The following is a 26,496-nucleotide window of genomic DNA, read 5'->3' as shown; positions in this document are numbered from 1 at the left end:
GCTGTTGGCCTGGCGATCTTAACTGGGGGCATGGTGAACCCCGTAACGCAGAAGGCCGTCAACGACGCCATCTGGAATTTGAACAAGGCAGTGAAAGATGCTGCTTGGAACCTGGACAAAGCGGGCAAGGACGCCGAAGCCGAGGTAGGTCGCGTCGGCCGCGACGCAGAAGCACTCGGGAACGCGGCTAAGCACTACGGGGAAGCGGTGGTCAAAGGTACGGGCCTGTCATTGAACAAGGCGTTCACGAGGGTTCGCGAAGGCAAAGTCGTCGATGCGCTATGGCACATGGGGACTGACAGGGTGGTGACCGAGAGCGACGCCGCGGCTGCGGCCGCTCAGGAAAGTTCAATCCTGCGTACGGTTGGCCAGGTGTCCGCATCCGTGTACGGCGGGCCGACCGGGTGCGCGGCTTATGCGGCTTGGCTGGCGTACTACCAATCGGGCGGGGACGTCAACCTCGCCTTGCGTGTCGGCATCATCAGCGGCGCGACGGCCTACGCAATGGCCGGCGCAGGCGACATTCCGACGCGAAACGCGACTGGGGAGCTTGTGGCAAGTGCCGTCGCCAAGCGTGCGGCGGTGACGGGTGCGATCGGAGGTTTAGCGATCGCTGCAGCGGGAGGAGACGAGAACGCCGTTCGGGACGGATTCCTGCGCGCTGGCGCCATGGTGCTGATCCAGGAAGGCTATCGCGAGTACACGAAGCACCCGCTGTCTGAAACCGACAGAGAAGGCAAGCCGAGCGGCTTGAAGGCATCCCGCGGTGACGCGTACTGTGTCTCCACAGTGGTGAATTGCCGAACACCTCCGCCAGGTGCTGCCAAGATTGTCGATGGCGAGTTCCAAGGATGGGACCAGTCTAAACTTGATCCGTCTGCGCCGCACGTCGGCAATTCGTCTGATCTGTCATCGACCTTCAAGTGGCCTGCGACGGGCGAGGGTGCTCCAATCATGACCGCCATCTCCAAGATCCCGGGCGCCAACGCCATGGCCGTCTTCCACGACCAGTGGGCGCTCGGCTGGAACATGCCACCAGGGGTTCTTCAGGCGACGATCTATCCTGCGGTGATCCTCACGTACAACGGTACGAGCGCGCCACTCATGGAGATGGTGCGTGAGCAGGCTGTCAAGAAGAACGCTAACAGCTCTGCAGCAGGGCCGACTGCAGCTCAGGCGGCACCTCCGGATGGTGCTGGCAGTGTGATCCTTGTGAACCGCGATGCCATCAAAGCAGATCCGATTCAGCAACAGCGGCTCGAGGTGGCCTATTCCTGCGCAACGTCGACCGACGACCGATCCATCGCTGTAGAGGTCGATGACCAGAAGAAGACGTTCGCCTGTCGCGTGGTGTACCGCGCCAAGGGGCAACGCACCGTGCCATGGCGGGCGGCGAACGACACGCAGTATTGCTACAAGCGTGCGATGAAGTTGGCCAACACGCAGGTCGACGCCGGATACCAGTGTGGAGTGGCCTTCGCGACTCCGCGCAGGTAGCTTCGCGGGTGCCTTCCGGGGCACGCCTGCGCGCCCGATCCGCTAACGCGCCATCAGTTTCCCCGGAACAGCTAGTTGTAGTCGAACCGGCGAACGATCTCCGCTCGCGGCCTGGTCGCTTGCGGTTGCGGCGGGTTGATGAACGCCGCCGACTCCTCGGGAGCGATGACCGACGGCACCAGCAGGATCGCCGTCTTTGCCCTACTCAACCAGTTGCTGCCCGCACGCACGCTGGCACTGCCCGCCGGAATGGAGTCCCACGACGCGGGTAGCCTGCTGACATCCATCACCTCTAGGGCAGCCCAGACGGCACCCGGGGGCTCCGATTTCTTCGCCAGCGTAGAGTGCCGAGCTGATTAACCCGCCCGCAGTGGCGAGTTAGAACCGAAATGAGTGGCCTTCATCGAACCAGAATCGGTGGCCTTCCTCCAACCGGAACGAATGGCCTTCGCCAGAACGGAAAGAGTGGCGGCTTTCAATCGGAATGGCTGGCGGGTTTGGATTGGAATGCGTGGCCGGCCTGGTCCGGAATACGCAGATTGGGCCGCTCGGCTCTGAACTGCCGATTGACGCGATCAAGCGGACATGGCGATTTGGGGTCGGCAATCGTGGTGCGCTGCGCCTTGCCTCTGCGCACACCCTGCAGACCTTGCTGACGCATCAGCCGCTCGACGGTACAGCGTGCCACGGTGACACCCTCCCTGTTGAGTTGCAGCCAGACCTTGTCTGCGCCATAGACCTGCAAGTTGGCATGCCACACACGGTGAATCTGCGGCACCAGGACCGCATCACGCTGGGCACGCAGCGACCGCAAGGCTGGCTGACGCTGGCGTGCTGCATGACGCCAATACGCTGAAGGGGCAATCTGCAAGACACGGCAGATCGACTCGACCCCAAGCTGCGCCCGATGTTGATCGACGAAGGCCTTCAGGACTTGATGCGGCGGTCGAGCTCCGCCTGGGCGAAAAACGCACTGGCCAGCTTCAGGATCTCGTTGGCCTTGCGCAGTTCGCGGTTCTCACGCTCGAGGTCCTTGATGCGCTGAGCCTCGGCGGTCGAGACCCCGTCACGCACACCCGCATCCACCTCATGCTGCTTGACCCAGGCATGCAGCGTCTGCGGCACGCAACCGATCATCCCTGCGATGGACTCAATGGCCGCCCACTGCGACGGATGCTCGCTACGGTGTTCCAAGACCATGCGCACGGCACGCTCACGGACTTCAGGCGAAAACTTCGGGGACTTCTTCATGGCTCCATTCTCCAGTGTCGGAGCCTCCGCGAAACCCGGGGCGCTTCACGTTCACAGAGATTGCGCCTGATCAGAAATATACCTTTGACATCACGGCGACCGATGGAGACGGGGATGTGACGACTGCTCAAGTGTTGAATATTCAGCAGAATTCGACGCCGCCTGCTGTTGGAGCAGCGACGGATGGCGGAGCGGTGACCACTGCGCTGACGGATATGCAGGACGCCAGTCCCTATGTGCTGATCTGACCGGGTACAGCGTACAGTGCTGGGGAGAGGCCATACTCAACGTGTGGTCCCTCCTTCAGCGAATTCGGTTATAGCTAGCCTATTGTTTTGACTCTTTGCCTGTGCAAGGTTGCCCGAATGTAGCTTCCAATGCTCGGGTGGTCATTACTCAGGGCCTTGCTACGCGATAAATGCTGCCACTGCTGCTGCGCAGCAAGTGCAATGGCGCCTTCGTCCAGCTTCTGCAGTTCGTGCAGGGCGTGTACCAAGTAGGGCGCCTGGTGGTAGACAAGGTCTTCCAGCCCCAACCTTCCCCGAAAATCACACTCACAAGCCAGCAAAACCTCCTCAAACCGCTTCGGCTGCCGAAACGCATCACACCGTTCCAGCAACAGCACGGTGTCTTCTGCCGACAGCGACAGCGCGCCATGGATCACCCCATGCTCCCGCGCCACCACTTCCGCCAGTTCGCGGCAGTGCGTGGGCACGCGCAGGCGTGCGCTCATGGGGCGCAGCAGGTCCACGCTGCGCTGCTCATGCCCCGGATGGCGCGGCAGGTCTTCAGGCGGCGTGGTGGCCTTGCCCAAGTCGTGGCATAAACAGGCATAGCGCACGGTGAGCGGCGCCTGCAGCCGTGCGGCCATGTCCAGCACCAGCATCAGGTGCTCGCCCGTATCCACTTCCGGATGCGATTCGGCGCGCTGCGGCACGCCCCACAGCGCATGCACTTCGGGCAGGATGCGCGCCAGGGCGCCGCAGGCACGCAGCACCTCGAACATGCGCGAAGGGCGGTTTTCCATCAGCCCGCGTGACAGCTCCTGCCACACGCGCTCGGCCACCAGGTGGTCCACCTCGCCGTTGTGCACCATCTGGCTCATCAGTTCCAGCGTTTCCGGTGCCACGGTAAAGTCCGAAAATCGCGCCGCAAAGCGTGCCACGCGCAGGATGCGCACCGGGTCTTCGGCAAAGGCTTCGGTCACGTGGCGCAGCACCTTCTGCTCCACATCGCGCCGGCCGTGGTAGGGGTCGACCAGTGCGCCGTGTTCGTCCAGGGCAATGGCATTGATGGTGAGGTCGCGCCGGGCGAGGTCTTGCTCCAGCGTGACATCCGGCGTGCTGTACACGGCAAAGCCCTTGTAGCCGCGCGCAGTCTTGCGCTCGGTGCGGGCCAGGGCATGTTCCTCGTGCGTTTCCGGATGCAGGAAGACCGGAAAATCCTTGCCCACCGGCAGGTAGCCGTTCTGCACCATCCGTTCGGGGGTGGCGCCGATCACCACCCAGTCGTGGTCCTGCACCGGCAGGCCGAGCAGGCCGTCGCGTACGGCGCCGCCCACCATGTAGACGCTGGCGCCGGGGATGCGGGCATGGATACGTCGGGTCATCGCTGCAGCCGGTAGGGTTCTTCGAAATCCAGAAAATCCTGTTCGGCCAGGGCTTCGTCCATCCATTGCTGCACGGACGGCAGGGCGCGCACGCGCTCCACATAGGCCGCGGCTTTGGGTGAGACAGGCAGCTGGTAGCTGTGCAGCCGCATGCAGACCGGTGCGAAGAAGGCATCGGCGATGCTGAAGGCGCCGAACAGCAGGGGGCCGCCGTGCTGCTGCAGCAGCGCCGTCCACATCTGTTCCAGCCGGGCCACGTCGGCGCGCAGGGCGGCGTTGTCGCGCCAGTGCAGGGCGCCGGTATCGGGCAGGCTGGCCTCGATGTTCATGGGGCAGGCACTGCGCAGGGCGGTGAAACCGCTGTGCATTTCGGCGCAGACGCTGCGGGCCTGGGCGCGTGCGGCGCGGTCCTGCGGCCAGAGCGCGTGTTGCGGGTACTGCTCGGCCAGGTATTCGGCAATGGCCAGCGTGTCCCAGATGGCGAGGCCGTCATCGACCAGCACCGGCACCTTGCCGGTCGGGCTGATGGCTTCAAGCGAGTGCTTGAAGCCGGAGCCGGGCGCAAAGCTGTCGAAGCGGTGCATCACTTCCTCGAAGGCAATGCCGCTCTGGCGCAGCAGCACCCAGGGCCGCATGGACCACGAAGAATAGTTCTTGTTGCCGATATGCAGTTGCAGCATGAGGTGCACCTCGCAGGTAGGAAAGGGAATGCCCTGACTGTAACCCAGGCACGGGCGTGCTGGTTTGAACCGATGCCTTCGGCAGGGTTTTGCGACTATGCTTGAGGCATTCCAGTCTTTGGCCGGGGGCGTTGGCGTAGGCTTTCCCCGGCAGGTGTGCACGCGCGGCAGCCATGCGCGCGTGCCTTGTTTTTTTATGGCGATAAGGGGCGCGCGCATGTCTTCCAGTGATTTGTCTTCCAGCAGCAGCGTGGATGAAGCCTTTGTGCAGGTCGGGCAGCAGGGCGGTGTACGCACGCTGTGGCTGAACCGTCCGCGTCAGTTCAACCCCCTGTCCGAGGGCATGCTGGACGCGCTGGATGCCGCGCTGGCCGATGCGGCTCAGGATGCTTCGGTGCGCTGCATCGTGCTGGCGGCGCACGGCAAGGCCTTCTGCGCCGGCCACGATCTGCGCGAGATGCGCAGCCAGTACCGCAAGGACTATTACCTGGAGCTGTTCAACCGCTGCGGCCGCACCATGCAGTCGCTGCAGCAGCTGCCGGTGCCGGTGATCGCCCGCGTGCAGGGCATTGCGACGGCGGCGGGCTGCCAGCTGGTGGCGAGTTGCGATCTGGCGGTGGCGGTCGACAGTGCGCGCTTTGCGGTTTCGGGCATCAATGTGGGCCTGTATTGCAGCACGCCGGCCGTGGCGCTCACACGCAATGTGTCGCGCAAGCGCGCGTTCGACATGCTGGCCACCGGCCGCTTCATCGATGCCGCTACGGCCGAGGACTGGGGCCTGGTCAACCGCGTGGTGCCTGAGGCCGAGCTGGATGACGCTGTGGCCTTCTACACCGACAGCATCTGCGCCAAGAGCCCGGCCGCCATCCGCCACGGCAAGGCCATGTTCTACCGCCAGCGCCAGATGCCGCTGGCCGATGCCTATCCCTATGCGGCCGATGTGATGGCCTGCAACATGATGGAGGAGGATGCGGCCGAGGGCATCGATGCCTTCATCGAGAAGCGGCCGCCGGTCTGGAAAACCTGATAACCACGAAAAAGGAGGAGAGTCCCATGTCCCAGAGTTCCCTGATGCAGTCCGTCGACGCCCGCAGCGCCAGCGCGCTGGCCAGCGGTGCCCTGCAGCCCGTGCAGTCCGAGCAGATCCGGATCGAGCAGGAGGGCCTGCCGTTTGTGGTGCGCTGGGTGTCGTCGCTGGCTGCCAAGGATGCGAGCAAGCCGGCCGCAATCCCCGGCGGTCCGCGGGATCCGAATTTCAATCCCTTTCTCAACCCCGATCCGGAGCTGACGGTGGGGCCGCTGGGCGATACCCATGTGGCGATCCTGAACAAGTTTCCGTTGAGCGTGCAGCATCTGGTGCTGGCCTGCCGCGAGTTCGAGGAGCAGCTGCTGCCGCTCACGGCGGCCGATTTCACCGCGCTGGCGCGCGTGATGACGGAAGCGGGCGGACTGGGTTTATACAACGGCGGTACGGCCGCCGGTGCCAGCCAGCGGCACAAGCACGTGCAGTGGATTCCCTCTACCGATGACAATGCCGGTCTGGCGCTGTTCAGCGCCGGTCTGCCGCAGGATCTGCCGCCCCTGGGCGTGGCCCGCCACCCGGCGCTGTCGATGCAGCACTGCTTTGTGCGGGTGGACAGCGGCCCCGGCATGGCCGTGGAGCAGGCCGCCGCCAATCTGCAGCAGGCCTGGGAGAAGGGCTGCGCCGAATTGGGCCTGCAGCCCGGCGCCGACGGCCTCATGCCGCCCTACAACATGCTGGCCGGTGATGGCTGGATGCTGCTGATCCCGCGCAGCCAGGAGCAGTACGAGGGCATTTCGTTGAGTGCGATCTGCTTTGGCGGCACGCTGTACACGCGCACGCGCGAGCAGGTGGATCTGGTGCAGCAGGCCGGGCCGCTGCAGGTGCTGGCGGGGGTGGGTTTCGGGCGGTCGTGACTCTGGCGCCGCAGCGTGCGTGCGCCTGCCACAGGGCCGTGAAAATGCGGGTGTTCACGCCGCAAGGATGCTGCTAGCATGCCTCCATGCACGCTACCGTTGTGCCAGTCTGGCACGGGGCGGTGCGAGGGAGCGGATCATGGCGCTTGCAGACGGAACAACCCTTGGTCTGGCACTGTCGGGAGGCGGCTTTCGGGCCACCCTGTTCGGCCTGGGCAGCCTCTGGCGCCTGAATGATGCCGGCCTGCTGGGGCGGCTGGACCGTGTCACCAGCGTGTCCGGCGGCTCGATCATGGCGGGTATTCTGGCCAGCCGCTGGCACGCGCTGGATTTTCATGATGGCAGGGCGCGCAATTTTCGCGAGGAGGTGGTGCAGACGGTGCAGCAATTCTGCGCGCTGACCGCCGATGTGGAGGCCGGCCTGCTCGGCTGGATCACCCCTTTTCGCTCGGCGGCTGATTATTTGTGCCGCCACTACCGCGACGAGCTGTTTGGCGACCTGCGCATGCATGATTTGCCGGCGCGGCAAACCAGTCAGGTGCCGCTGTTCGTGTTTTATGCCACCAACCTGCAAACCGGGCGCAGCTTCCGGTTTCGCCAGGACATGCTGGCCGACTACCGCCTGGGAACCAACCGCGTGGCCAATCCCTTGCTGGCCACGGCGGTGACGGCTTCCAGTGCCTTTCCGCCGATCTTTTCTCCAGTCACCCTGGATACCGACCCGGCTGACTGGCAGGATGCGGATTGGGAACTGGACAGTGGCTTGTTGCGCGACTTGCGTCGCGAGATCGTGTTGGCCGACGGCGGCATTTACGACAACATGGGCCTGGAATCGCTCAATGAGGGCATCCAGCTGGTGAGCGACGCCGGCGCGCCGTTCACGATGGAGGCTTCGGTACAGTCCGACTATTTCAGCCAGCTCTCGCGTATCCGGGATATCTTCATCGACCAGGGGCGGGCCTTGCGCAAGCGGCAGCTGGTGGAAGAGTTTGCGCAAGGCCGCCGGCGCGGTGCCTACTGGGGAATTGGCACGCAGATTGCGGATTACGGTGCGAGCGGGGTGCTTTCTGGCGACAACGCCATGACACGCGGACTGCAGACCGTGCCCACGCGGCTGGCCAGTACGGATGCGGCTACACAGGGGGTGCTGATCAACTGGGCCTATGCGTTGGCGGATGCAGCGCTGCGCACTCGCGCACGCCTGCCGCTGGCGCCCGCCTCGGGCTGGCCGCTGCCGGAATTTGCACCGCATTGACGCAGGGGAGCCGGCCATGTCGTTGCACGGGAGAGATCGCCTGTTCCTGAAGGCCTGGGGGCTTGGGCTGGCGGATCTGGATTTTGCGCGTTGTCTTGCGGTGGCCGGGATGGGGTCTGCGGCGCCAGCGGGCGATGAGGGGCGGGGCGGTGGTCCGGACCCGTACCGGCTGGAATGGGCCTGGCCGGGCGTTGCAGGCGTCCTGTCGCGCGGGCGCTCTGAAAGTCCCAGCGAGGCCTGGCAAGCAGCGGTACTGAGAGCTTTGCCGGCGCCGGAGCGCTTGCTGGAGCGCTGGCATGCCCTGGTGCGGGAGCATCGGCGGCTTGCTTTCAGGATCGTGCGGCAATCGATCCCCCGAGGGCATAAAGTAGCGTACGCAGCCCTGCCCTGGGCGCAGGTGGCCATCCTGGCACAATGGTTGCTGCTGCCGGACGAGGTGGCCGGGGTACACATCCGCGGCGGGCCGGGCTGGGCCGAGATGCAGGCCCTGCGCTTTCCCTTGACCGTGTCGGCATTGCCCGATGATCCGGCGGCGGCGCATCTGGGGCGCCTGAATGATTTTCAGCCGGCGCATTGGCCTTTCCGTTATGTGCCGGCGGCACCGGATGCCGAGCGGCATGCATTGCTGGTGTTCGGACAGCCGCTGGAGCGGGCGCTGGCAGGCTTGCTGCAATCGCCGCTGCAACTGAAAACCAGGCTGGTGCTGGTCAACGGTCATGACGCGGGGCGGCCGGGGGCCGCAGCCCTGGTGCAGGCTTTGGTGTCCCGCGTGTCTGCCAGCGGCATCGTACTGCTCGCGGAGCCCTTGCCGCCAGGCGAGCTGGCTGAGCGTGTGCGGGAGGCATGCCTGCAGATGATGCAGGATCGCCCGCTTGATCTGGTGGTCCGCGCGGTGTTCGGTCACGCTGCGCTGTTGGCCGCCGGAGCAGGCTTGCTGCAGCACTGGCGCATGCGCGCGCAGATGGCAGAGCTGTCCCACAGGCTGGTGCGACAGCCAAGGGGCGCCAGCGTAAAGATGAGCACGCAGGCCATGCATCAGCTGGGAAGCGCTGATCCCGTTCCGGTGGGGGGAGCGCCTGATGCCTTGCAGACGGAGGCGCATGAACTGGGCAAGGCCATCCGGCGTGCCAGTGTGCGCCATCGTTATGCAGGCGAGGCGCATGAGGCGAGTGCCATGACCGAAGCCGCTCAGGCATTGCGGCAGGAGGCGGCGCAGGCGCAGGCCGAACAGGTGGCAGCTCGCCATCTGCAGCAACAGAGCTGGGTGAAGTCCAGGGACGGCCGGCTGCGACAGATTCGCAATGCCTATGTTCTGGGCGAGCCGGTGCTGCTCAAGGTGCGGATCGGCAGCCAGCAGGCCAGCGGCTGGCAAAGCGGGAGCCATGCTTTCCCGGATCGGGAGTTGCCGCCGAACGAGGACAGCCACCGGCTCACCGTGCTGTTCCACGAGCCCGGTCAGCTTGATGCGCCGCTGCAGCAGGACATTACCCTGCCTCGCACCGGCGAAAGCACGCAGGCCTTGTTCGACTTTGTGCCGCGGCGCGAAGGGGCGTTCCTGGCGCGCATTGCCGTTTTGCACCGCAACCGGGTGCTGCAGACGGCCCAATTGCGGGCACAGGTGGTGCCGTCGCGCCAGGCTGCGGGACGCAGGCGGATCATACTGGAAACCGAAGCCGAGGTGCGCCATGACTGGAGCAGCCTGGACGCACGCAGGCGCTTTGATCTGGCGCTGGTGGCGGGTGCACCGGATGCAGATGGCACGGCCCGCGCGACATCGGTGAGCGGTGGCAAGGCCTGGGCCACGGACCTGACCGGCGTGCAACAGGTTGCGGGAGAAATCGGGACCCTGCTCTCGGCGGTGGCGCACAACACGCAGGGTCACGGTCAGGGGCTCGATGCCGAGGACAATCCGCAGTTGTTGCTTGATTTGGCATTTTGCGGGCGGGAACTGTATGCGCAACTGGTACTGGATCAACTCGCGCAGAACCGGGAAGGTGCACTGGATGTGCGTTCCGATCAGGTGGGCCACATCCAGTTGGTGCAGACCCGCAGCGATGCCGTGATTCCGCTGGAGTTTGTGTACGACTACGAGCTGGGAACCGGATCCGGGGCCAGTGTCTGCCCGCAGCATCGGGAGGCGCTGGCGCAGGGGCGTTGCAATCCCGGCTGCGAAGGGCAGCGTCATCCGGGCCGGCATGTCTGTCCGATGGGCTTCTGGGGCTTGCGCAAGGTGATCGAGCGCCACGTGCAGGATGCGCCGGCGAAGGCCGATGCAGGGCACCCGCTGGTGGTACTGAGCGAGCCGACGCAGGCGCGTGAGAAGCTGCAGTTGCAGGCAGGTGCCGTGGTGGGTCATAGCGGACGCGTGGCGCATGGCAGCGTGGACGGCTTGCTGCATGAGTTGCGGACGCATCTGCAAGGCAGTGTGGAGCGGGTGAAGGACTGGGACGAATGGGCGACTGCCGTGCAGGCCCACGCGCCGCAATGGCTGGTGGCCTTTCCGCACAACACCGGCAGCGGCTCCACCCGCGAACTGGAACTGGGCAACAGCACCATCCGCACCCGTGGCATCCGCTTCTACCCGGTGGGCTCGGTACAGGGTGCTGCTGCGCATGGGCCGTGGCATGTGCGCCGGCCGGGGGGCGATCCGCCGCTGGTACTGCTGCTGGGGTGTGACACGGCAGGCAGTACCGAACCCTTCTCCTCGCACGTGAGCGCCTTCCGCCAGGCCGGGGCGGCGGTGGTGGTGTCGACGATTGCCACGGTGCTGGGAGCACATGCCGTGCAGGTGGGAACACGCATCGTGGCGGACCTGCTGGAGCAAGTGGCTGCAACTGGCGGACAGCCGCATCTGGGCGAGTTGCTGCGACAGGCCAAGTGCCGGGCACTGCTGGCGAGCCAGCCGATGGCGCTGTGCGTGGTCGCCTTTGGCGATGCCGACTGGAGGCTGTGAAGATGGATCCCTATTTCCTGCAGATCGAGATGCTGCCGGCCATGCACGGTGATTGTCTGTGGATCGAGTACGGCCGTGGTGCGGTGGCGCGGCGCCTGTTGATTGATGGGGGCCCGATCGGTGCCTACGCTGCACTGCAGCGTCGCATGGAACAGTTGCCGGAAGGGGATCGCCTGTTCGAATTGATGGTGCTGACGCATGTGGATACCGATCATGTCGACGGTCTGGTGCGGCTGTTTGCACAACCGCGTCCGGCCTGGCAGTTCGATGTGCGGGATGTGTGGTTCAACGGCTGGAAGCATCTGGAGCAGCAGACCCTGGGGGCGAACCAGGGGGAGTTCTTCAGTGCGCTGATCGAGAACCGGCTTGGCGCAGGACGCTGGAACAAGGCCTTTGGCGGCGATGCCGTAGTGGTGCCGGAGGAGGGACCACTGCCACGCATCACGCTGAAGAACGGCCCCACACTGACGCTGTTGTCGCCGACACGGGCCAAACTCGACCGCATGCGCGAGATGTGGCGCAAGACGCTGACCCGGTTTGCGCCAGGCGATCTGGAGGCGGCCTGGGCTGCATTGGCAACCCAGAAGAAATACCTCACCGACAAGACGCTGCTGGGCTCCACGCCAGAGCTGGACGCGCGCCTGTTGCGACAGGCGCTACCGGATCGCGCAGTGCCCAATGGGGCCAGCATTGCCTTTCTGCTGGAGTACCACGGCATGCGCCTGTTGCTGCTTGGCGATGCCCATCCGGGGCTGATCGTTGCATCGCTCAAGCGCCTGTTGCGCGAGCGTGGGCAGCGGCGCCTGCAGGTGGATGCCGTGAAGATGGCGCACCATGGCAGCAAGTCGAACACCAGCGATGCCCTGTTGGCGCTGATCGAGTCCCCCCGCTTCCTGATCAGCAGCAACGGGGCGATTTTCGGGCACCCTGACGACGAGGCGATCGAGCGCATCATCGTACGGTCGGTCGTGCAGCCGCCGGAGCTGCATTTCAATTACCGCTCCGAGCGTACGGCACCCTGGGATGACGATGCACGCCGTTCGGAGCTGGGCTATCGCACTTGCTACAACCCGCAGCCGGATGCGCCGATGGTGCTGCGCATGGAGCGCACGGATTGACGGCGGATGGCTCGGTATCAGGCATCCGGGCCCAGCAGCGTGGCAAACAGGGGCAGGAAATTGCTGGTATCAGCGCCATCCGGATCGGCCACCGCTGCGGTCTGTGGCAGCACGCTGTCGTCGGCAGGCCCTTCCCAGAGTGGCTGGATGACACCCAGTCCCCCTTGCTCCAGCATGTCCTGCACCAGGGCGAAGGCGCTACGCGGACGCTCCAGGCGGATCCATTCGGCGCTGAGGGGCAAGTTGGCGCCTGCTGGTGGTGTGATCCCGAGCCGGCCTGCCATGAGCAGGCGCCGGAAGGCACGGATGCGGCGGCTGTAGCCCTGATCGAGTGCACGGTCCAGCGTCGCCAGATCGGCGGCGCCGTCAAACGTGAGGCCGCGCCGGCGGAAGTGGCTGCTGCCCGTTAGCGCGTACACATCATCGACAATCACGGTGCTGCCGCGCAAGGCGACCGCGCGACCCGGAAAACCGCTTGGGTGAAACAGCGCAAAGCGTCGGGCGACAGTGGGGTTGGCCGCGAAAGCCATGGCAGCCTCACGGCGGGCAGCCAGCGCCTGGCGTACCCAGCCGCCGTGAGAGGCCTGCATGTCGGTCATGCGCGGAACGCAGACGATGACACACAAGGCAGGATGTTGCGTCATGCTTTCCAGCAGCACATTCACCAGGTCGATGGCATGCGCGCCCGTCTGGCCGGGCTGTGCGGTGCGCGCAAACTGCGCGCTCTCGATGTAGACAAGTTCGCGTGCATCGGCGAGTACCCTGCGCAGTGACCAGAGGGTGTCGCGCCGCCCCTTGCGTGAGACCCAGTATTCGCGCCTTACCTGTGCCAGCTGACGGTCGGCATTGTGCAGGCTGATGGCGGGCGAGGGGCTGATACCCAGGCGGCCGGCCAGATCATCGGTGATGGCCTGCAGGCTGGGAGCGGGGCCGGAAAACATGCTGTCCGGTGCGAGCGAAAGCTCGGGGGTTTCGCATTGCGGGGCAACCGTCTGCAGCAGCGCACCCATGCCGGTCGGGCTGCCGGCCGCGGCAGGCTCTGGCGGCAGGTTGAAATTGTCTCCTGCAGCAAACAGCAGCCAGCCATCCAGACCGCCGGGAGATCCCGGCAGCGGCAACAGCGGGCGAGCCCGGCGCAGGGCATGCCAGGCCAGGTCATGGGCCAGCTGGCCATCCACCCGCAGGCCGCTGGCATGCACATCAGGGCCGGGGGGATTGCCGGGGTTCCCCAGGGCGTGTCGGGCCGAGCGGGATTCGTCCATCCATCGCGCTCCGGTGCACACGGCCTGCCAGGCCAGCGCGCCATCCGGCGCGGCGGGGCCGACCGCGCTGGCCACGATGGTTTCGAAACGTGCCTGCATCGGCAGACGCGGGCCGGTGCGCGGTGTGTTTTCGGACGCAAACTTGCGCAGCAACTCGGTCACGCTGCCGGGCGAACCGCCCGGGGGAACCGCTGCCGGCTTGAGGCCGAATAGCGGAACAGGGCAGATGCCACGCATGTTGGGCGGGATCGCAGGCAGCATGTCCAGCCCGCCAAAGGCGGGAGGTGCGGGGGGTGTACCGGGCGCGCTGACCGCCGCGCTCAATCCGCCAAACAGGCGGCGCCGGCCATTGGAGGCAGCCAGCACGATATCCATGACAAGCGTCGGATCAGGAGGCTGGTTGGCGCCTTCTGGCAACCCGAAGGGGTTGGCCAGCAGGACTTCGGTGGGATTGAAACCATCAGCCAGTGCGGCGCCGCCGTCGCCACGCCGGAACGAGGGTTCTGCCGAGAAGGTGACGATTTCCTGGAACTGGCGCGGATAGATGCGAATGCCGGTGCCGGCCGGCGTGGCGGCGGCTGCCACCGTCACCACCACGTCCAGCGATGCGCTGGTGGCCCAGCGTGCCGACAATCCGGCGGCGGGAGACGGCAGGCTGGCTCCGAACGTGGCGGTGCTGGGTGAGGGAAAGGCGGGCCAGTGTGCGGGTGCGCCGGGAGCAGGCGGCAGTCCGGTGGGGGCGAATTGTGGGGAGCAGGCCATGACCAGACCGCCTCCCGCATTGGTCAGCCGCTCCACCACCTGGCGCGACGCAGCCAGGACGTCGGGGCCGTCGGTGAGGTAATCCAGGGTGACGTGGTTCCGTACTGGTGGCAGCAGGTCGGTGGGCGTATTGCCATCGTCCCCGGGGATGCCGCGAATGCTCTCCAGACTGCGGTTGCCCAGCAGATGCCAGGCAGCATCCACCACGAACACGCGCAGGAACCTGCGTGCCAGAGTTGGAGCAGCAACTCCGTTGAAAAGGGGCGGCGGATAACTGGTTGGCAGGCCCGGGAGCGGCAGGGGCAGCTGGTCCAGCGTGCCGTTCGGAGCCCAGCCCCAGTGCAGGCGTTGCAGGCTTGCACTGCTGGCCTGCAGCTGCTGGCCGGGGCTCAGGGTGATGTGTCCGGTATCGGCATTGCCGGGGCTGCCTCCCCCCTGCACGATCATGCCGGTGCCGGGAAGGGGGGAGAATAGTGCACCGTGCAGATCGCACAGCATGACATGGTTGCCGGTAGCCAGCGCCGCCAGTGTGGTCAGGCCGTTCTGGTCTCCCGCATTGCCGGTGGCGGCCGGATGGCGCAGGGCCGGCAATGCCGTGAGCAGGTCGGCCAGCATGGCCGCCACGGCCACCGGGCAGATGATCATGCCGCGCGTGTCGTGGAAAGAGGCTTGCGCGGATGCGGGAATGTCTCCGCCCAGGGCATCACCCGCCTCCATGCGCTGGGGCGTCCGGTCGGGCTTGTCGGCGAGTCGCACCACAAAGGCAACCGGGACCGGCTGCAGCAGCACGCCATCGCTGGTGAAACGGGCTGTGGCCAGCCGTTCGAGCCGTTGCGCGGCCTGGGGGTGCAGGCGCACCACGGCAACGGCGTCCGTGATCGGCACTCCGGAAGCATCGATGAATTCGCTGCCGGACTCCAGCCATTCCAGCATGCCGCTGAATGGCGCACAAGGTTCGGGCAAGGCAAGCGCCAGTTCGTCGGCAAGAAAGGTGGCAGGCTGGCTGGAGGCAGACCAGCGCATGGCGAACAGCGGCATGGTCAGGCCCAGCGCGGTCAGGCCATCTTCCTGCAGGCGCTGCTGGGCGAAGGGCGTGGTCAGCGTGGCAATGGTTGCGGGCATGGCATCACCTCGGTACAAAGGGTTAGCGGCTGGCCTGGGCGTGGCGTCCATCCGGTGCGGTGATGCTCACGGTGACGCGATCCAGGCTGCCAGCATAAAACAAGGTGTAGCTGACGAGCCCATGAAGGCCGGCATTGCGCTCCAGCCGCCATGCACGATCAGGCTCCACGGGGTTCTGGGGCGTTCCCGCAAGGGGAACCTCTGCCAGATTCATGGTGATCACCACCGGTTTGGGCTTGCCGGTCAGCGATTCGATATCGGGGATGCTGGGCGTGCGCAGGATGGCCGGCTCGACGGTGCGTTCGACGGGCCAGGACTTGCGCAGCAACTCGCCGGGAGTGAGGCGGCCAGGGCGGGGCGGACGCGGATTGGGCACGGGGCGCGGGATCCCCGGAGGTTTCGACTTGGGAGTCAGGGTGATGCTCAGGCGGTAGTGGCCACTGCTGCGGGGCTCGGTCGGTGCATGGCTTTGCCAGCTGATGACCGTTCCCCGGCCGCTGATGCCGAAGGTATTCAGGCCCAGCACGTCGGGATCAGGGTCGATCGGCCCGGCGGGAATGGCCAGCAAACGCTCCGTGGTGCGCCCCAGCGGGTCGACCAGATGGACGGAGATGGCGACGGGCTGCTGGATGTCGGCGCGGCGAAGCAGCAGCCGATACTGTGTGGTGCCCGCATCCGGCAGCGCGATCCGCCACGCGCCCGAATCGGCCGCAGGTGCCGTTGTGGGGAGGCGATCCAGCGGCAGCTCCACGGAGAGCATGGGCGTCTTGCCGGCGCTGGCATGGGCACGCAGCTCGTGCGGTCCCAGTGCCGTGGGCTGCCAGGGGGCGGTGCTGGAGAACTGTACTTCCACCAGGTCTGGCGAGCCTCCCGGCCAGACGGCCGTGAGCGGGGAAAGGTCGGGCGCGGCTGCAGGAGGAATCACGACCGAAACGGCTGCCGAAGGCTCCGAGCGTCCTGCCAGCGTTCCTTCGTCATCCTCTGCGGTTCCCCAGGCGACGGCACGGTACCAGACCCGTTTCCAGGAGCCGCCAGGGTCATCCTGGCCGGTGGCGCGTTGCAGGCTCACGCCATCGGGCGCTGGCAGCGGCTCCATGGTCCAGCCGTTGCCGCTGCCGGAAATGGTGGCCACGGGCGGGCCCATGGCATCCAGCGACCGGACTGCGGCCTCTGCACGGGTACGGAACAGCTCGAAATGCGACACCTGCGCGCCGGGCTGGCTCCGGATGTCGACGTGGGTGGCCCAGTCCGAGGGAGTGCCGGTCGCCATGCGCCGGACCTCCAGCAAGGGAGCCGGCGGAATGCTGACCTGTGGGGCGACGAAACGCTGCACCTGCTCGATCAACGCTTCGCCCGTGGGCCATGCCGATTCGATATTGCCGGCATTGACACCGATGAGGACGTAAAAGTGCATGTCGCGGCTGCCGCGGGGCAATGCAATATCGATGCTTGAGCGGGTGACGATGGGGCTTGCGTTGCGACGGGTGAAGATCTGGCGTACCGCCTTGTGGCGCATCAGCGCCAGGACCCGGGCGAGTCGCTGGGCCAGCCCCTGTCGCATGTCCGGGCCCTGCACCAGCCCGGCAGAGGCGCCGTCTTCCAGCCCGAGTAGCTGGCTCTCGCTGGATTCGTAGATAAAGTAGCCGATCACGCCAGCCACAGTCAGGGGCAGAAGCAGGCGCACATGACATTCACCTGCTGCATCCGGGAGGCTGGCCAGGGCGGGCGTGGGCAAATCGAGGACCGGGGGAATCGGATCGGACGCAAAGGCCAGCGCCGGTCCTGCGGGCGGGGTGGACGGCCAGGCGGAGACGCGCTGAGGTGCGGCGCGTTCGCGCACGCGGCACCACACGGCAATGCCGATATGCCGGTGGGCGCTGTAATCCAGCGCGAAGCCCTCGATACGGATGCGGTAGCGGCGCGTATCCTGCTGCGGGTCGTTGTCCACCGGGCCGGGCGTTACCAGCTTGTCGCCCTGCAGGTCGTAATACGTCATACTGACCGGGCCGGCTGCTGGCAGGGTGTCGGCATCGCCGGCGAAGGCAATGGAGACCGGGCTGGCGATGGCGCCGCCGGCCTGCCATTGCACGCCAGAGGGCACGGAGCTGTCGGGCAGGGGAGTATCACCGAGCAAGGGCGCATCGAACAGGCGGCAGACAATCTCGATCGACTGCGGCCGGCGCACCTTCCAGTCCACGGCCAGGTCAAGCGTCAGTACGCCATCGCAGACGCGACCGGCTTGCCTGGGAATAGCCTGCAACTGCATGTGCAGGACACGGGGCGGATCCAGCGGCGGTTGCGCGCGCTGGAAATCGGTCACGGACCAGGCACTCCATTGCCCCCAGATGTCCTGCAGGGTGATGCCGTAGCGGGCCCAGGCAGGAGCCGTGCTCAGGGGCAGTTCCAGGCCGGGATCGAGTGCATGGAGGCGGTGCGGGGTGGGATCCTGGGCGTGGGGGGCGACCAGGGCCAGCGGGATGACGCCACCGCTGGGGCGGGGTGACATCACGGCCTGAGCACGCTGTGCCGGTCGGGCCGGATCGCCGCGCGCCACGGCATGACTGCAGGGACGCAGCAGGCGCATCTCGGGCAGGCGATCCCACCCGATCTGCACGCCGGTACTCCAGCTGGAGTCCGGTTGCGGCGGGCGGCTCAGGCTCTGCTCCAGCGCCTGCATGTGCGCCGGGGACGGTATGGCGAGAGGCGGACGGAGGTGGATCGCCAACGCCGCCATTTCCAGGGGGGCGGATTGGCCATCCAGCCCCTTTTCCCAGCGGGCCGTGACCATGAAATCCGGACGGAGATTGGCAGCCTCATGCACCGCCTTGGCGTCCCCAAGTTCCAGGCTGGTGTAGGCCGTGCCAAAGCCGCAGGCGAGCGCCAGCAGCGGATCCGTGCTCACTCCCATGAGCAACATGGATAGCGGAGCGTACGTGGCGGTGGAGGCGTCCTGCATGGTGCCCGAAGCGCCCTGGGGCGATTCCACCGCGCGCTCCAGAGTGAAGGCGGCCTGGTCGCGTGGCGGTAGTTGCATGGCTTGATACAGGTCGTGCAGCAGATCCTGCTCCACGTCGGAGACCAGTCCCTTGAAGTCGGGGCGCTTCCAGTCTGGAGCCGGCAGGTTCCCCATCACCAAGGGCCAGCCGAAGGGTGCAGCACCGCGGCGCAGGCGATCGAGCGCGGCCTCCACCGGGGACAGAGGGTGCCCCATCATGCCTTGCCGCCCCGCGTGGGCATGCCACTGTGGCCCGTCGACCGGCAGCCCTACCAGTTCCAGCAACTTCCACTCGTCGCTGTTGGCGTAGTCCTGAGCGCTGATGCCCTGGATGGATTGCACGGAGCAGGGAGTACCGGACTGCGTCACGAACTGGACAGCGACGATGTGGCTGGCTCCAAGCACCACGCTGGTCGAGCCGGCAGGCACTGCCACGAAGGCCGCGATGGACTCCAGCCCTGGCGGGCCGGACAGTGCCAGCGCCAGCGCGGGCTGTCCGGCCAGATCGAAGCTGACCCGGACGTAGGCCTGGGGTCGGGCCTTCAGGCGGATGACCGTTCCCAGCGGGGCGGTCACGGGCGGGAAAAAGTCCAGCGCTTTCATGTCCTTCAGAACGGGCCGGCGTATCCAGACCTGGAAGGGCTCCGTCGGCATGCCCAGCGCGGGCTCGGGATCGTTCTCGTCGCTGGAAGCGGCGCGCAGCATCCAGCGCAACTGGATGGTGCTCCCGTTCCCGATGCCCCGTTCGCGCAGGTCATCCATCCAGTCGGAGTTGTCATCCTTGCGGCGGCGCGCGATGCTGGTCCAATCCAGCACCGCAGCATCCAGCAGGAACTGCCGGGGAGCTACTAGACGCATCATGTTTCCTCCCAAGGGGCTGCATGCAAGCCGACGAAGCCCAATTTGTAACTCTCATCCACCGCGTCGGTGCCGTCCAGGTGGGGATGTCTGAACCGGGTCCGCGTCAGCCCCAACTGCAAGGACTTGCCACGGCTATCCGGCTTGAGCAGTACGATGGCGCGCTGTCCGCCGGGCGCATAGATGACACGGTCGAAGACGTCGTCGGCCACCATTTCATCCGGCTGGGGCCGGTATGCCTCCAGAGCCAGCCAGGCATGGGACACCAGTTCCCAGCGCGAGGGCCGATCGGGCGTCTGCTCCTGTATGCGAGTCGGCAGCTGACGAGTGCGATGCAGGGGCTCGGGCGCATCCACCAGCACGGCCCGGGGTTGCGGCGGCGTATTCCCTGTCTGCTCCCACAGAGCCACCACACGCGGCTCCTTCGGCGGGAGGCTGGGCTCGATGCCGCAGGCTTGCAGTGCCGTGTCGAAGTCGGCCCCCTCGGCCTGCACGCTGTTCCCGGATGCGCTTGCGGGAAATGTGCCTGCCAGACCCGCAATGCTCCCTGCCCTGACGCAGCGATGCTCCGGCCGGTAGCCCAGAAACGCGGTGGCCAGGGCTTGCGGCGATGCATAGGCACCCGTAGAGAACCCGCGTCGCCATACTTCCACCGGAGTGCCTGAAGTGCCCGTCTGCATGTCAACCATCTCCACCACGATCAGGTAGTCGGTAAACGGATCCAGGGCGAACGGGATGTCCACGCGCGAATGGCGGATCCGCTCTTCGTCCACGGCGATGCAGGGCAGGCCACTGCCGGGCTTGCTCGTGCCCAGGCCGGGAATGTGCTTCTGGTCCGGGTCTGTCCTGGCGGCGTCGCCTGGCCCCAGTGCGCCCGGAGGCAGCTTCTTGCCACTGACCAGTTCGGACAGCACCTCTTCGAACGGAGAGACAATGCTCGCGGCCACCGGCCGGACGGTCGCCATGGTGATCGGGAACGGGTGCGGCACGGCGACAGTCGAAGGTGGGTGCCGGAACGATGCCGCCTTGATGCGCACTTGCAGCTTCTTGCCGTAGGCCTCGTACAGGCGCATGACGGACGGGGTGGCAAACACCAGACTGAGCGGATCGCCCGTAAAGCAATGACGCTCATCGGGCGTGGGCAGGCTCACCAGCATCCAGGGATCCAGGCGCAGCGGGGGGTGCCTGTCGGTGCGGAACCAGAAGTGGCTGTGGTGCTCGGTGGCCTGCAGTGCGGCAGCTTGTTCGGGCGTGGGGCGGGCATCCTGGTAGATCACCTTGCCGCTCCAGCGTGCTTCGACGCGATACAGCGTATCGGGGAGCAGCAGGGCCTCGTTGGCAGAGTCGGGGCCCAATACCGCCGCAGCGGCCTCCCGGTTGCGTGTGACGGTGGTCTCGTCGTAATCGTGGCGCTCCATTTCGCCGACGCGCATCATTTCGATGGCGCACAGATAGAACGGACGCAGCAGTCGTGCGGGCTCATCCACCAGATAGCTGCCCCGGCGCAGACCGATTTCCACACGATGGCATGCAGAATCACCCTTGAGGTCGACAATGACACTGACATAGCTCCCCAGCTTTCCTTCAGCGCCGGGCGGCATGAACCGTGCTGCCAGCCAGATCGCGTCGTACCAAGGCGATTGCAGGTCGGTCCACTCGACAGGCCAGCCCCGCACCGTCACCAGGTCCGGGTCCGAGACGTCGCGGTAACCCAGCGTTATGCCATCCTTGTCGAGCAGGCGGATGCGCAGTGCCTTCTGACGCAGCACGAACGAACTGACGAGGAGCAATACGCGCCCGGCCACGATCGGGCCTGTATGCAGGGTCAGGGCGTTACCGAGTTCCCCGGGCTCGAAGCCAGTCAGCTTCCAGGCGCGGACGATAGCCTCTGCATCGTCCGGATCGCCGAATGCGACGGGCGCCTTGTCGTCCGGCATGGCGGCGCCGAGGGCACGGGCCGAGCAGGGCTTTGCGGCTGTTCGCTGCTTTTCGGTCGGAACATAGGCGCCCCACTGCGTTGCGGCCAGGGTGCCGGCCTGGGTGAGCACTTCTGCGCGTGACAGGGACTGTCCCGTCTGCATGCGGCCCAGCACTTCGGTGAGAGTGAGGGGCTGATCCGGCAGCAGTTCACGATGAAATACCGGGCGCCATGGTTTTCCGGATGGCTTCTCCTGCGATTCTTTCTTGCGCAGCGGAGGGCAGGCGCTGGCCACGCCCAGTACGCTGGCGGCAATGATGCCTCGCATCTGGTCGTAATGCTCCAGACCGCAGCGCCAGCGCTCCGTGATCTGCAGTTGCAGGTCGGGCGCCCGTGATCGCACGGTGTCTGGTGGATCGGGCCAGGCCTGCCCGACCAGGGTCCAGCCGTGGGGCGACATGCCCAGTGGTGTGTCGCCGAAAGTCCAGAGCGTCGATGTAGCAGGCGCAGCCGGGTGACACACCGTGCCCCAGCGTTCCACGATGGTTTCTTCCTGAAAGCGGCCGCGCGTGAAGGCCTTGGGTGTGGCCACTGGCACCCAGGAAAGCAGGGCCAGCTGCACGTCGGCATTCTCATCCGTGGGCTTTTTGGCGGTCCACCAGGTGCTGGGTGCCGGTCCGGGGCCGATCGGCTGCTCCACCACCACTTCGTGCAGCTGGTAGTGGTACCAGTTGCTCCCGCGACGCGTCCAGCCGTCGCTGCTGCTGCCCGAAGGCGTCGTCGGCGGCTTGTCCCAGATCTTGAGACTGTCAGCCTGGGGCGGGGCACTCATCATCAGGACCGGAATGGCGTCGATGGGCACCACCGGGATGGCATTTTCGTCAATGGGTGGCTGGGCGTCTGCCGTGCGCACACCGGTGCCTATGCCGGTATCCACTCCTCGGTCGACGCCGGTTCCGACGACCAGGGCGGGCGAGCGGGACACGAGCTTGAGGTCGCGCACCAGTTCTGGCGCCACGGGTGCAGGAATATTGCTGTTTCCCAGCCTGAAGTGCACGCACCCCTTCACGCTGAAGAACACGAACTTGACCTTGCCGCAGATTTCTCCATCGATGCGCGTGAACTGCCGCAGCAGGCCGTTCACCAGTTCCTCCCCTGAATCGATGGTCAGCCGGGCCCAGGCGCTGATGCTGACGATGAACAGGCGCAATTCACCGCGGACCTCCATCGTGCCGCTCAGCCGGAAGGGTTCGAAGCCGACCACCGCCTCGAAGCCGCCCGCGATGCGCGCATACAGCCGGGCCGGAACGCTGCCCCAGGTAAAGGATGCATACAGCCCGGTGCCGATGGAAAATCCCTGGACTGCAGGCAGGCTGCCATGGGCCGGAATGCCGTTGCCCGACAGCATCAGGTAGCCGGAACCTTCGACCACGCCGAACAGGCTGGCCTGTACCGGGTCATCGTAGCGTCCCAGATACAGATGCCAGTCCTTGCTGTCACCCAGATTGAAGAAGGCTTCTACCGGGAGACGCAGCTGGATCAGGGGATCTATGGTGTAGTCCGCCACCAGCCCGATGGTCAGCGTTCCCTTGGCCGCATCGACGTCGATTACTGCCAGCAGATTGCCTTCGGCATTCTTGTCGCCCAGCGCAGGCATGGCCTGCAGCATGCGCGCCTTCATCAGCAACAGGATGCGCGGACCCGGCAACTCGAGCAGCAGCACCCCCTTGAGGTTGAGGAGCACGCTGGTGCCCACGGTGCCCAGAATGGCGCCCACGCCAAAGGCCCAGCGGTCGATGGCCGGTTTCCAGGCGCTCAGGTTGGTGGGGTTGCCATCCGCGCGGTCCTTGAGCCAGGCCAGCGCCGGCACGGCCGAATTCTCCAGCCCGCTTTCGTTGCGGCCGTAGTGCATCGCGAACAGGCCGAGAAAACCGTAGATGCCCAGGCCGGAATTGGCCAGGGGAATGCAGACCGGAAGCTCCACCTCCAGCGTCACGATCACGCCGGTGGCGGGGCCACCTTGCTGTTCCGGAATCTGCGCGATCTTCAGGCCGGCACACACACGGGTACTGATGGGAACCAGCGTCAGGTCGATCTGGCCGCCGATTTCCTGACCCAGCTCCATGTACCCCTTGCCGGCCAGGGCGCCGGGGATATCCACGCTGGCTCCAAAGGCGGTCAACTCCACGCCAAAATCGGGACTGGCGCCGTTCGTGTTAGCCGTCATGCGGATACGGGCGCGGTCGATGGAGACCACGCCAAGATCCACGCCGAATCCCAGATCGAACTCGAAGGACAGGGGGTTGGTCCGTGCAATGCGTGCACCCAGAATGCGCACGATCTGGCCCAGCGGGTCCGGAACGCGAATCGCACCGGGGCTCGACAGGTCGATGGTGTATCCCTTGGACGAATCGAAAACCGGCCGGAACTGGAAATCGCGTTCGCCCGGCTGGCTGCCGAAGCGCATCCCGATGGCCTTGTAGCGCACCACCATGGGCTGCTCGCGCGGGATCGTCAGCAGGGTGAACCCTGCCAGGGAAACATCGGCGGACAGGGCGGTTTCCACATCCAGCAGCAGGGCAACGCCGGTGCCGGACCCCTCGGTGTGCTTGATCACCAGTTCCCCGCCATACCAGATGATGCGCTCGACGGTGAACCAGCCCGCTTCGGCCAGCGCGGTGGCAACACCAATGGCGCCCAGCGACAGCGCTGCAGGAATCAGGTTGCCGGCGCACGGGTTCGCGGGCGCAGTGGCATCCAGCAGGGGCCAGAACAGCACCGTCATGCCCAGCAAGTTGCGGCCGACATCGGAAGATTGCAGTGGCTGGCCAGGAAGCTGTCCCAGCATGAACAGGCCGTTGCGGTCAGCAGGGTCGGCTCCCAGAAAGGCCTGTGCCGACCAGTTGCCAGTCGCGTTGTCGATCTGAAAGAGGATGCGCGCCTTGAGAATGCCGTCTGCCGGGTTGCCGCCCAGGCCGACCAGGGCTGCGTCGCCACCGTGGCCCTGAGCCTGCAGGTAGCTTTCCGTCGGGGTCTGGATGTCGAATTCGCCGCAAATTTCGACGGCGACGAATTCGTCGCGCACGATGCGTACCTTGGTGCACAAGGCGCGGAACCAGTCAGGAGTGGCAGGCTGCTTCGGCGTCGGGTCAGGCGGATCGACGAATACCGGCTGCGGCTGGTTCTGTCCACGGGTGACGCGGCCCTGGATCAGCGTCTCGGGTTGCGGGGGCAGCGTGGTGCGGGCCACGGCCCGCCAGTTCTGCCGTCGTGATTCCAGGGAGACATCGCCGTGCTCCCCCTTGCCGGTGATGGTGTAGCTGAAGGACTGGCCCGGCGCAGCAGCACGAATCAGTTCGGCAAAAGCCTCTGCACGCCGGCGCGAGAGCAGCAGGTTGTAGCTGCCGTCGTTCGGGTCGGCCTCGGTGCTGGCATAGCCTTCAATGGTGACACTGGCGGATTGGGGCAGGCTCTGCAGAATCGGGCCATAGGCCTGGCCGATACTGCTGCCACCCGGAAAGCGGGCATCGTCCCGTGTGGATGCGGCGGGGCGCGTGGCACTGTTGCCGGAGTCGACGCAATACGTGTGCCCTGTCGGCGGCAACGACCCGGCCAGCCCGTCCGAGGTGGCCGCGCCAACACCTGATTCGGCACCATGCGGATGCTGGCTCGGTTTGGGGCGGTCAAAGCGAAAGAAGCATTCGAGTTCCGTCATGCCGCCGGCCGCGCCAGGCACCGTGGCCTTGACCTGCGCGCTCGTCCCTGGAGCCACGGGCACCTGCACGCTGGTCGAGGGGCCGCTGTCCGTGCCGTTGACTGTCCATTGGGTTTGCGCATGCGGCGGACTGAGCGCGACCACTGCGTAGTCTGCATTCTGGGCAATGATGGCCAGTTCGTGCGTGCTCACGGCCGTGCCGCCCATGGTTACGGCGTCGGTATGGATTTCCATGCCCGGCTGGGCCAGCGCCCCACCGGGTGTCGGTTGCGCCAGCTCGACACGACGCGTCAGCATCAGGGTCAGCGTGGCACTGGAGCTTGCGGTGCTGGCCTGAAGCGTGAGCGTTGCACTGTTGCGGGAAGCCAGATCGAGGTCGAAGACATTGGGGTCGCCGGCTGCCGTGAGTGCCGCTCCATCCAGTGTTGCCTGGTAGACATACGGCGGTCTGGCGCCGGCCGCATCGATGCAGACGCGTGTCTTCTGTGGCAGGGCGGCACTCGCACTCCCATCCGCATGGGAGTTGAAGCCGATGACGCGGTTGCCGGCCGCAAAGAAGCGAGCCGACACTGACATCGTCCCGCCCTGGTTTATGATCGACAGATCAAAATCGCCCGTAATGCCGGGGGAGTCTCCCAGTCCGATCAGCAGGTGGCGTGCGCCGGCGGATACCGCCAGATCGCGCATGCCGTGCGGGGCCACGAACAGGCGGATCTCCGGCAGATACAGCCCCTTCCAGTTTTCATCGTAGCCGAACTGCTCCAGCACCTCCGGCGGCGTGGACTGGTCGGACAGGTCCAGCACTGCGCGCCGGAAGCCGAAACCTACCACGCGCGAGTCTCCGATGAAGGCGTAGGGCGGCTCCATCCGGACCATCTCGGCCAGCCCCAGGTCACCGGCATCGTCCAGTCCGGAACTGCCCACGCTCAGCAAATCCAGCGTCAGCACGCCGGCCGCATCCTGCTGCAGACGCAATTTCAGGCGTGGCAGCCAGAAGGCCACGTCCGGGTGCGCCTCGTCGGGTTCGAGCAGGCCATCGTCCGGCCGCAGGCGCGCGCCGCGCAGCAGGGGCGGGCGCAACGCCAGCGAAGTCAGGACCATGTCGAGCGTGAACTCGGTGCTGACATAATCGCTGGGCACATCGAGAGGAGGCGGGTCAAGGGCAGCCAGAACACTGACGAGTGGTTCGGACGATACCGCAGCCGCCGCAACGACGGAGGAGGCCATCCGGGGCGCATGCAGCTCGAAATCGATCCCTGCGTCACGCAGGTCCAGCCAGGGGTCGCGCCGGGAAGGGTCATCATGGGGGTGCGCCCCCCCGGTCTTGGCGCGGAAGCCGATGCGGCCGCGCGCCGGATCGATGTAGGGTTGCCCGGAGAGGTCGAACTGCGCACGTCCCCGCAACGCGATACCTTCCGCAGCCATGGCACTTTCATGCCAGTCGACCATGATGGCTCCCAGGGCCGCATGCCAAGGCCCCAGGCCTTGTCCGGACAGCATGTAAGGCAACACCAGATCCAGCAGAGACAGGTTCGTCATCGTCCTACTCCTGAAGCGTTTGCG

At 66.0% G+C, this 26,496-nt stretch carries 11 protein-coding genes, 2 pseudogenes and 1 other annotated feature; of the genes and pseudogenes, 7 read left to right on the top strand and 6 right to left on the bottom strand.

Features of this window, described 5'->3' with window-relative positions; all coding sequences use genetic code 11:
- The first annotated feature begins 30 nt into the window (after positions 1 to 30).
- Positions 31 to 1,497 (top strand): hypothetical protein, encoded by a 1,467-nt coding sequence (locus tag ACX36O_RS09785; protein ID WP_213361300.1) that lies wholly within the window; start codon positions 31 to 33, stop codon positions 1,495 to 1,497.
- A 538-nt stretch (positions 1,498 to 2,035) separates the two neighbouring features.
- Here the strand turns inward: ACX36O_RS09785 and ACX36O_RS09780 are convergent.
- A pseudogene (locus ACX36O_RS09780) lies at positions 2,036 to 2,748 on the bottom strand (IS3 family transposase); the annotation flags it as partial.
- Positions 2,354 to 2,470, bottom strand: a sequence feature (AL1L pseudoknot). Its footprint overlaps the pseudogene before it by 117 nt.
- Before the next feature lie 116 nt (positions 2,749 to 2,864).
- Between ACX36O_RS09780 and ACX36O_RS09775 the strand changes: the two are divergent.
- On the top strand, positions 2,865 to 2,996 hold the full coding sequence (locus ACX36O_RS09775) for a hypothetical protein (protein WP_284069726.1): 132 nt from the start codon (positions 2,865 to 2,867) through the stop codon (positions 2,994 to 2,996).
- 188 nt (positions 2,997 to 3,184) lie between these two features.
- Here the strand turns inward: ACX36O_RS09775 and ACX36O_RS09770 are convergent.
- A pseudogene (locus ACX36O_RS09770) lies at positions 3,185 to 4,357 on the bottom strand (multifunctional CCA addition/repair protein); the annotation flags it as partial.
- Complete coding sequence (locus tag ACX36O_RS09765; RefSeq protein WP_091813587.1) at positions 4,354 to 5,037, bottom strand: glutathione S-transferase family protein; 684 nt, start codon at positions 5,035 to 5,037, stop codon at positions 4,354 to 4,356. The pseudogene ACX36O_RS09770 and the gene ACX36O_RS09765, both read right to left, overlap by 4 nt.
- A gap of 217 nt (positions 5,038 to 5,254) precedes the next feature.
- On the opposite strand from ACX36O_RS09765, the gene ACX36O_RS09760 reads away from it, so the two are divergent.
- From ACX36O_RS09760 to ACX36O_RS09740, 5 genes are all read left to right on the top strand, one after another.
- Complete coding sequence (locus ACX36O_RS09760) at positions 5,255 to 6,064, top strand: enoyl-CoA hydratase (RefSeq protein ID WP_091813589.1); 810 nt, start codon at positions 5,255 to 5,257, stop codon at positions 6,062 to 6,064.
- Between the two features lie 26 nt (positions 6,065 to 6,090).
- The gene (locus ACX36O_RS09755; protein ID WP_488359706.1) at positions 6,091 to 6,975 is read left to right on the top strand and encodes an ATP adenylyltransferase family protein; all 885 of its coding nucleotides are present in this window, start codon (positions 6,091 to 6,093) and stop codon (positions 6,973 to 6,975) included.
- Positions 6,976 to 7,114: 139 nt separating this feature from the next.
- On the top strand, positions 7,115 to 8,230 hold the full coding sequence (locus ACX36O_RS09750) for a patatin-like phospholipase family protein (protein WP_488359705.1): 1,116 nt from the start codon (positions 7,115 to 7,117) through the stop codon (positions 8,228 to 8,230).
- Between the two features lie 397 nt (positions 8,231 to 8,627).
- Positions 8,628 to 11,183 (top strand): hypothetical protein, encoded by a 2,556-nt coding sequence (locus ACX36O_RS09745; protein ID WP_488359704.1) that lies wholly within the window; start codon positions 8,628 to 8,630, stop codon positions 11,181 to 11,183.
- Positions 11,184 to 11,185: 2 nt separating this feature from the next.
- The gene (locus ACX36O_RS09740) at positions 11,186 to 12,301 is read left to right on the top strand and encodes a ComEC/Rec2 family competence protein (protein WP_371686520.1); all 1,116 of its coding nucleotides are present in this window, start codon (positions 11,186 to 11,188) and stop codon (positions 12,299 to 12,301) included.
- A gap of 17 nt (positions 12,302 to 12,318) precedes the next feature.
- Here the strand turns inward: ACX36O_RS09740 and ACX36O_RS09735 are convergent, their stop codons facing one another.
- The 3 genes from ACX36O_RS09735 to ACX36O_RS09725 are packed head-to-tail and all read right to left on the bottom strand — an operon-like array spanning position 12,319 to position 26,472.
- Complete coding sequence (locus ACX36O_RS09735) at positions 12,319 to 15,447, bottom strand: hypothetical protein (RefSeq protein ID WP_488359703.1); 3,129 nt, start codon at positions 15,445 to 15,447, stop codon at positions 12,319 to 12,321.
- A 22-nt stretch (positions 15,448 to 15,469) separates the two neighbouring features.
- Complete coding sequence (locus ACX36O_RS09730) at positions 15,470 to 19,303, bottom strand: hypothetical protein (RefSeq protein ID WP_488359702.1); 3,834 nt, start codon at positions 19,301 to 19,303, stop codon at positions 15,470 to 15,472.
- Positions 19,300 to 26,472, bottom strand: coding sequence for an OmpA family protein (locus tag ACX36O_RS09725; RefSeq protein ID WP_488359701.1), 7,173 nt, complete (start codon positions 26,470 to 26,472; stop codon positions 19,300 to 19,302). Before ACX36O_RS09725 ends, ACX36O_RS09730 begins: the two co-directional genes overlap by 4 nt.
- Between the last annotated feature and the right edge of the window lie 24 nt (positions 26,473 to 26,496).

This window comes from Brachymonas sp. KE5 (assembly GCF_057773645.1).
The sequence above is the reverse complement of the archived record's forward strand: the minus strand, read 5'-3'. Positions and strand labels throughout refer to the sequence as shown.

What these genes read in the sequence shown, in the direction of transcription:
- ACX36O_RS09785 (WP_213361300.1), top strand. Translation starts at nt 31, where the DNA reads ATGGTGAACCCCGTAACGCAGAAGGCCGTCAACGACGCCATCTGGAAT.
- ACX36O_RS09765 (WP_091813587.1), bottom strand. Translation starts at nt 5,037, where the DNA reads ATGCTGCAACTGCATATCGGCAACAAGAACTATTCTTCGTGGTCCATG.
- ACX36O_RS09760 (WP_091813589.1), top strand. Translation starts at nt 5,255, where the DNA reads ATGTCTTCCAGTGATTTGTCTTCCAGCAGCAGCGTGGATGAAGCCTTT.
- ACX36O_RS09755 (WP_488359706.1), top strand. Translation starts at nt 6,091, where the DNA reads ATGTCCCAGAGTTCCCTGATGCAGTCCGTCGACGCCCGCAGCGCCAGC.
- ACX36O_RS09750 (WP_488359705.1), top strand. Translation starts at nt 7,115, where the DNA reads ATGGCGCTTGCAGACGGAACAACCCTTGGTCTGGCACTGTCGGGAGGC.
- ACX36O_RS09740 (WP_371686520.1), top strand. Translation starts at nt 11,186, where the DNA reads ATGGATCCCTATTTCCTGCAGATCGAGATGCTGCCGGCCATGCACGGT.
- ACX36O_RS09735 (WP_488359703.1), bottom strand. Translation starts at nt 15,447, where the DNA reads ATGCCCGCAACCATTGCCACGCTGACCACGCCCTTCGCCCAGCAGCGC.
- ACX36O_RS09730 (WP_488359702.1), bottom strand. Translation starts at nt 19,303, where the DNA reads ATGATGCGTCTAGTAGCTCCCCGGCAGTTCCTGCTGGATGCTGCGGTG.
- ACX36O_RS09725 (WP_488359701.1), bottom strand. Translation starts at nt 26,472, where the DNA reads ATGACGAACCTGTCTCTGCTGGATCTGGTGTTGCCTTACATGCTGTCC.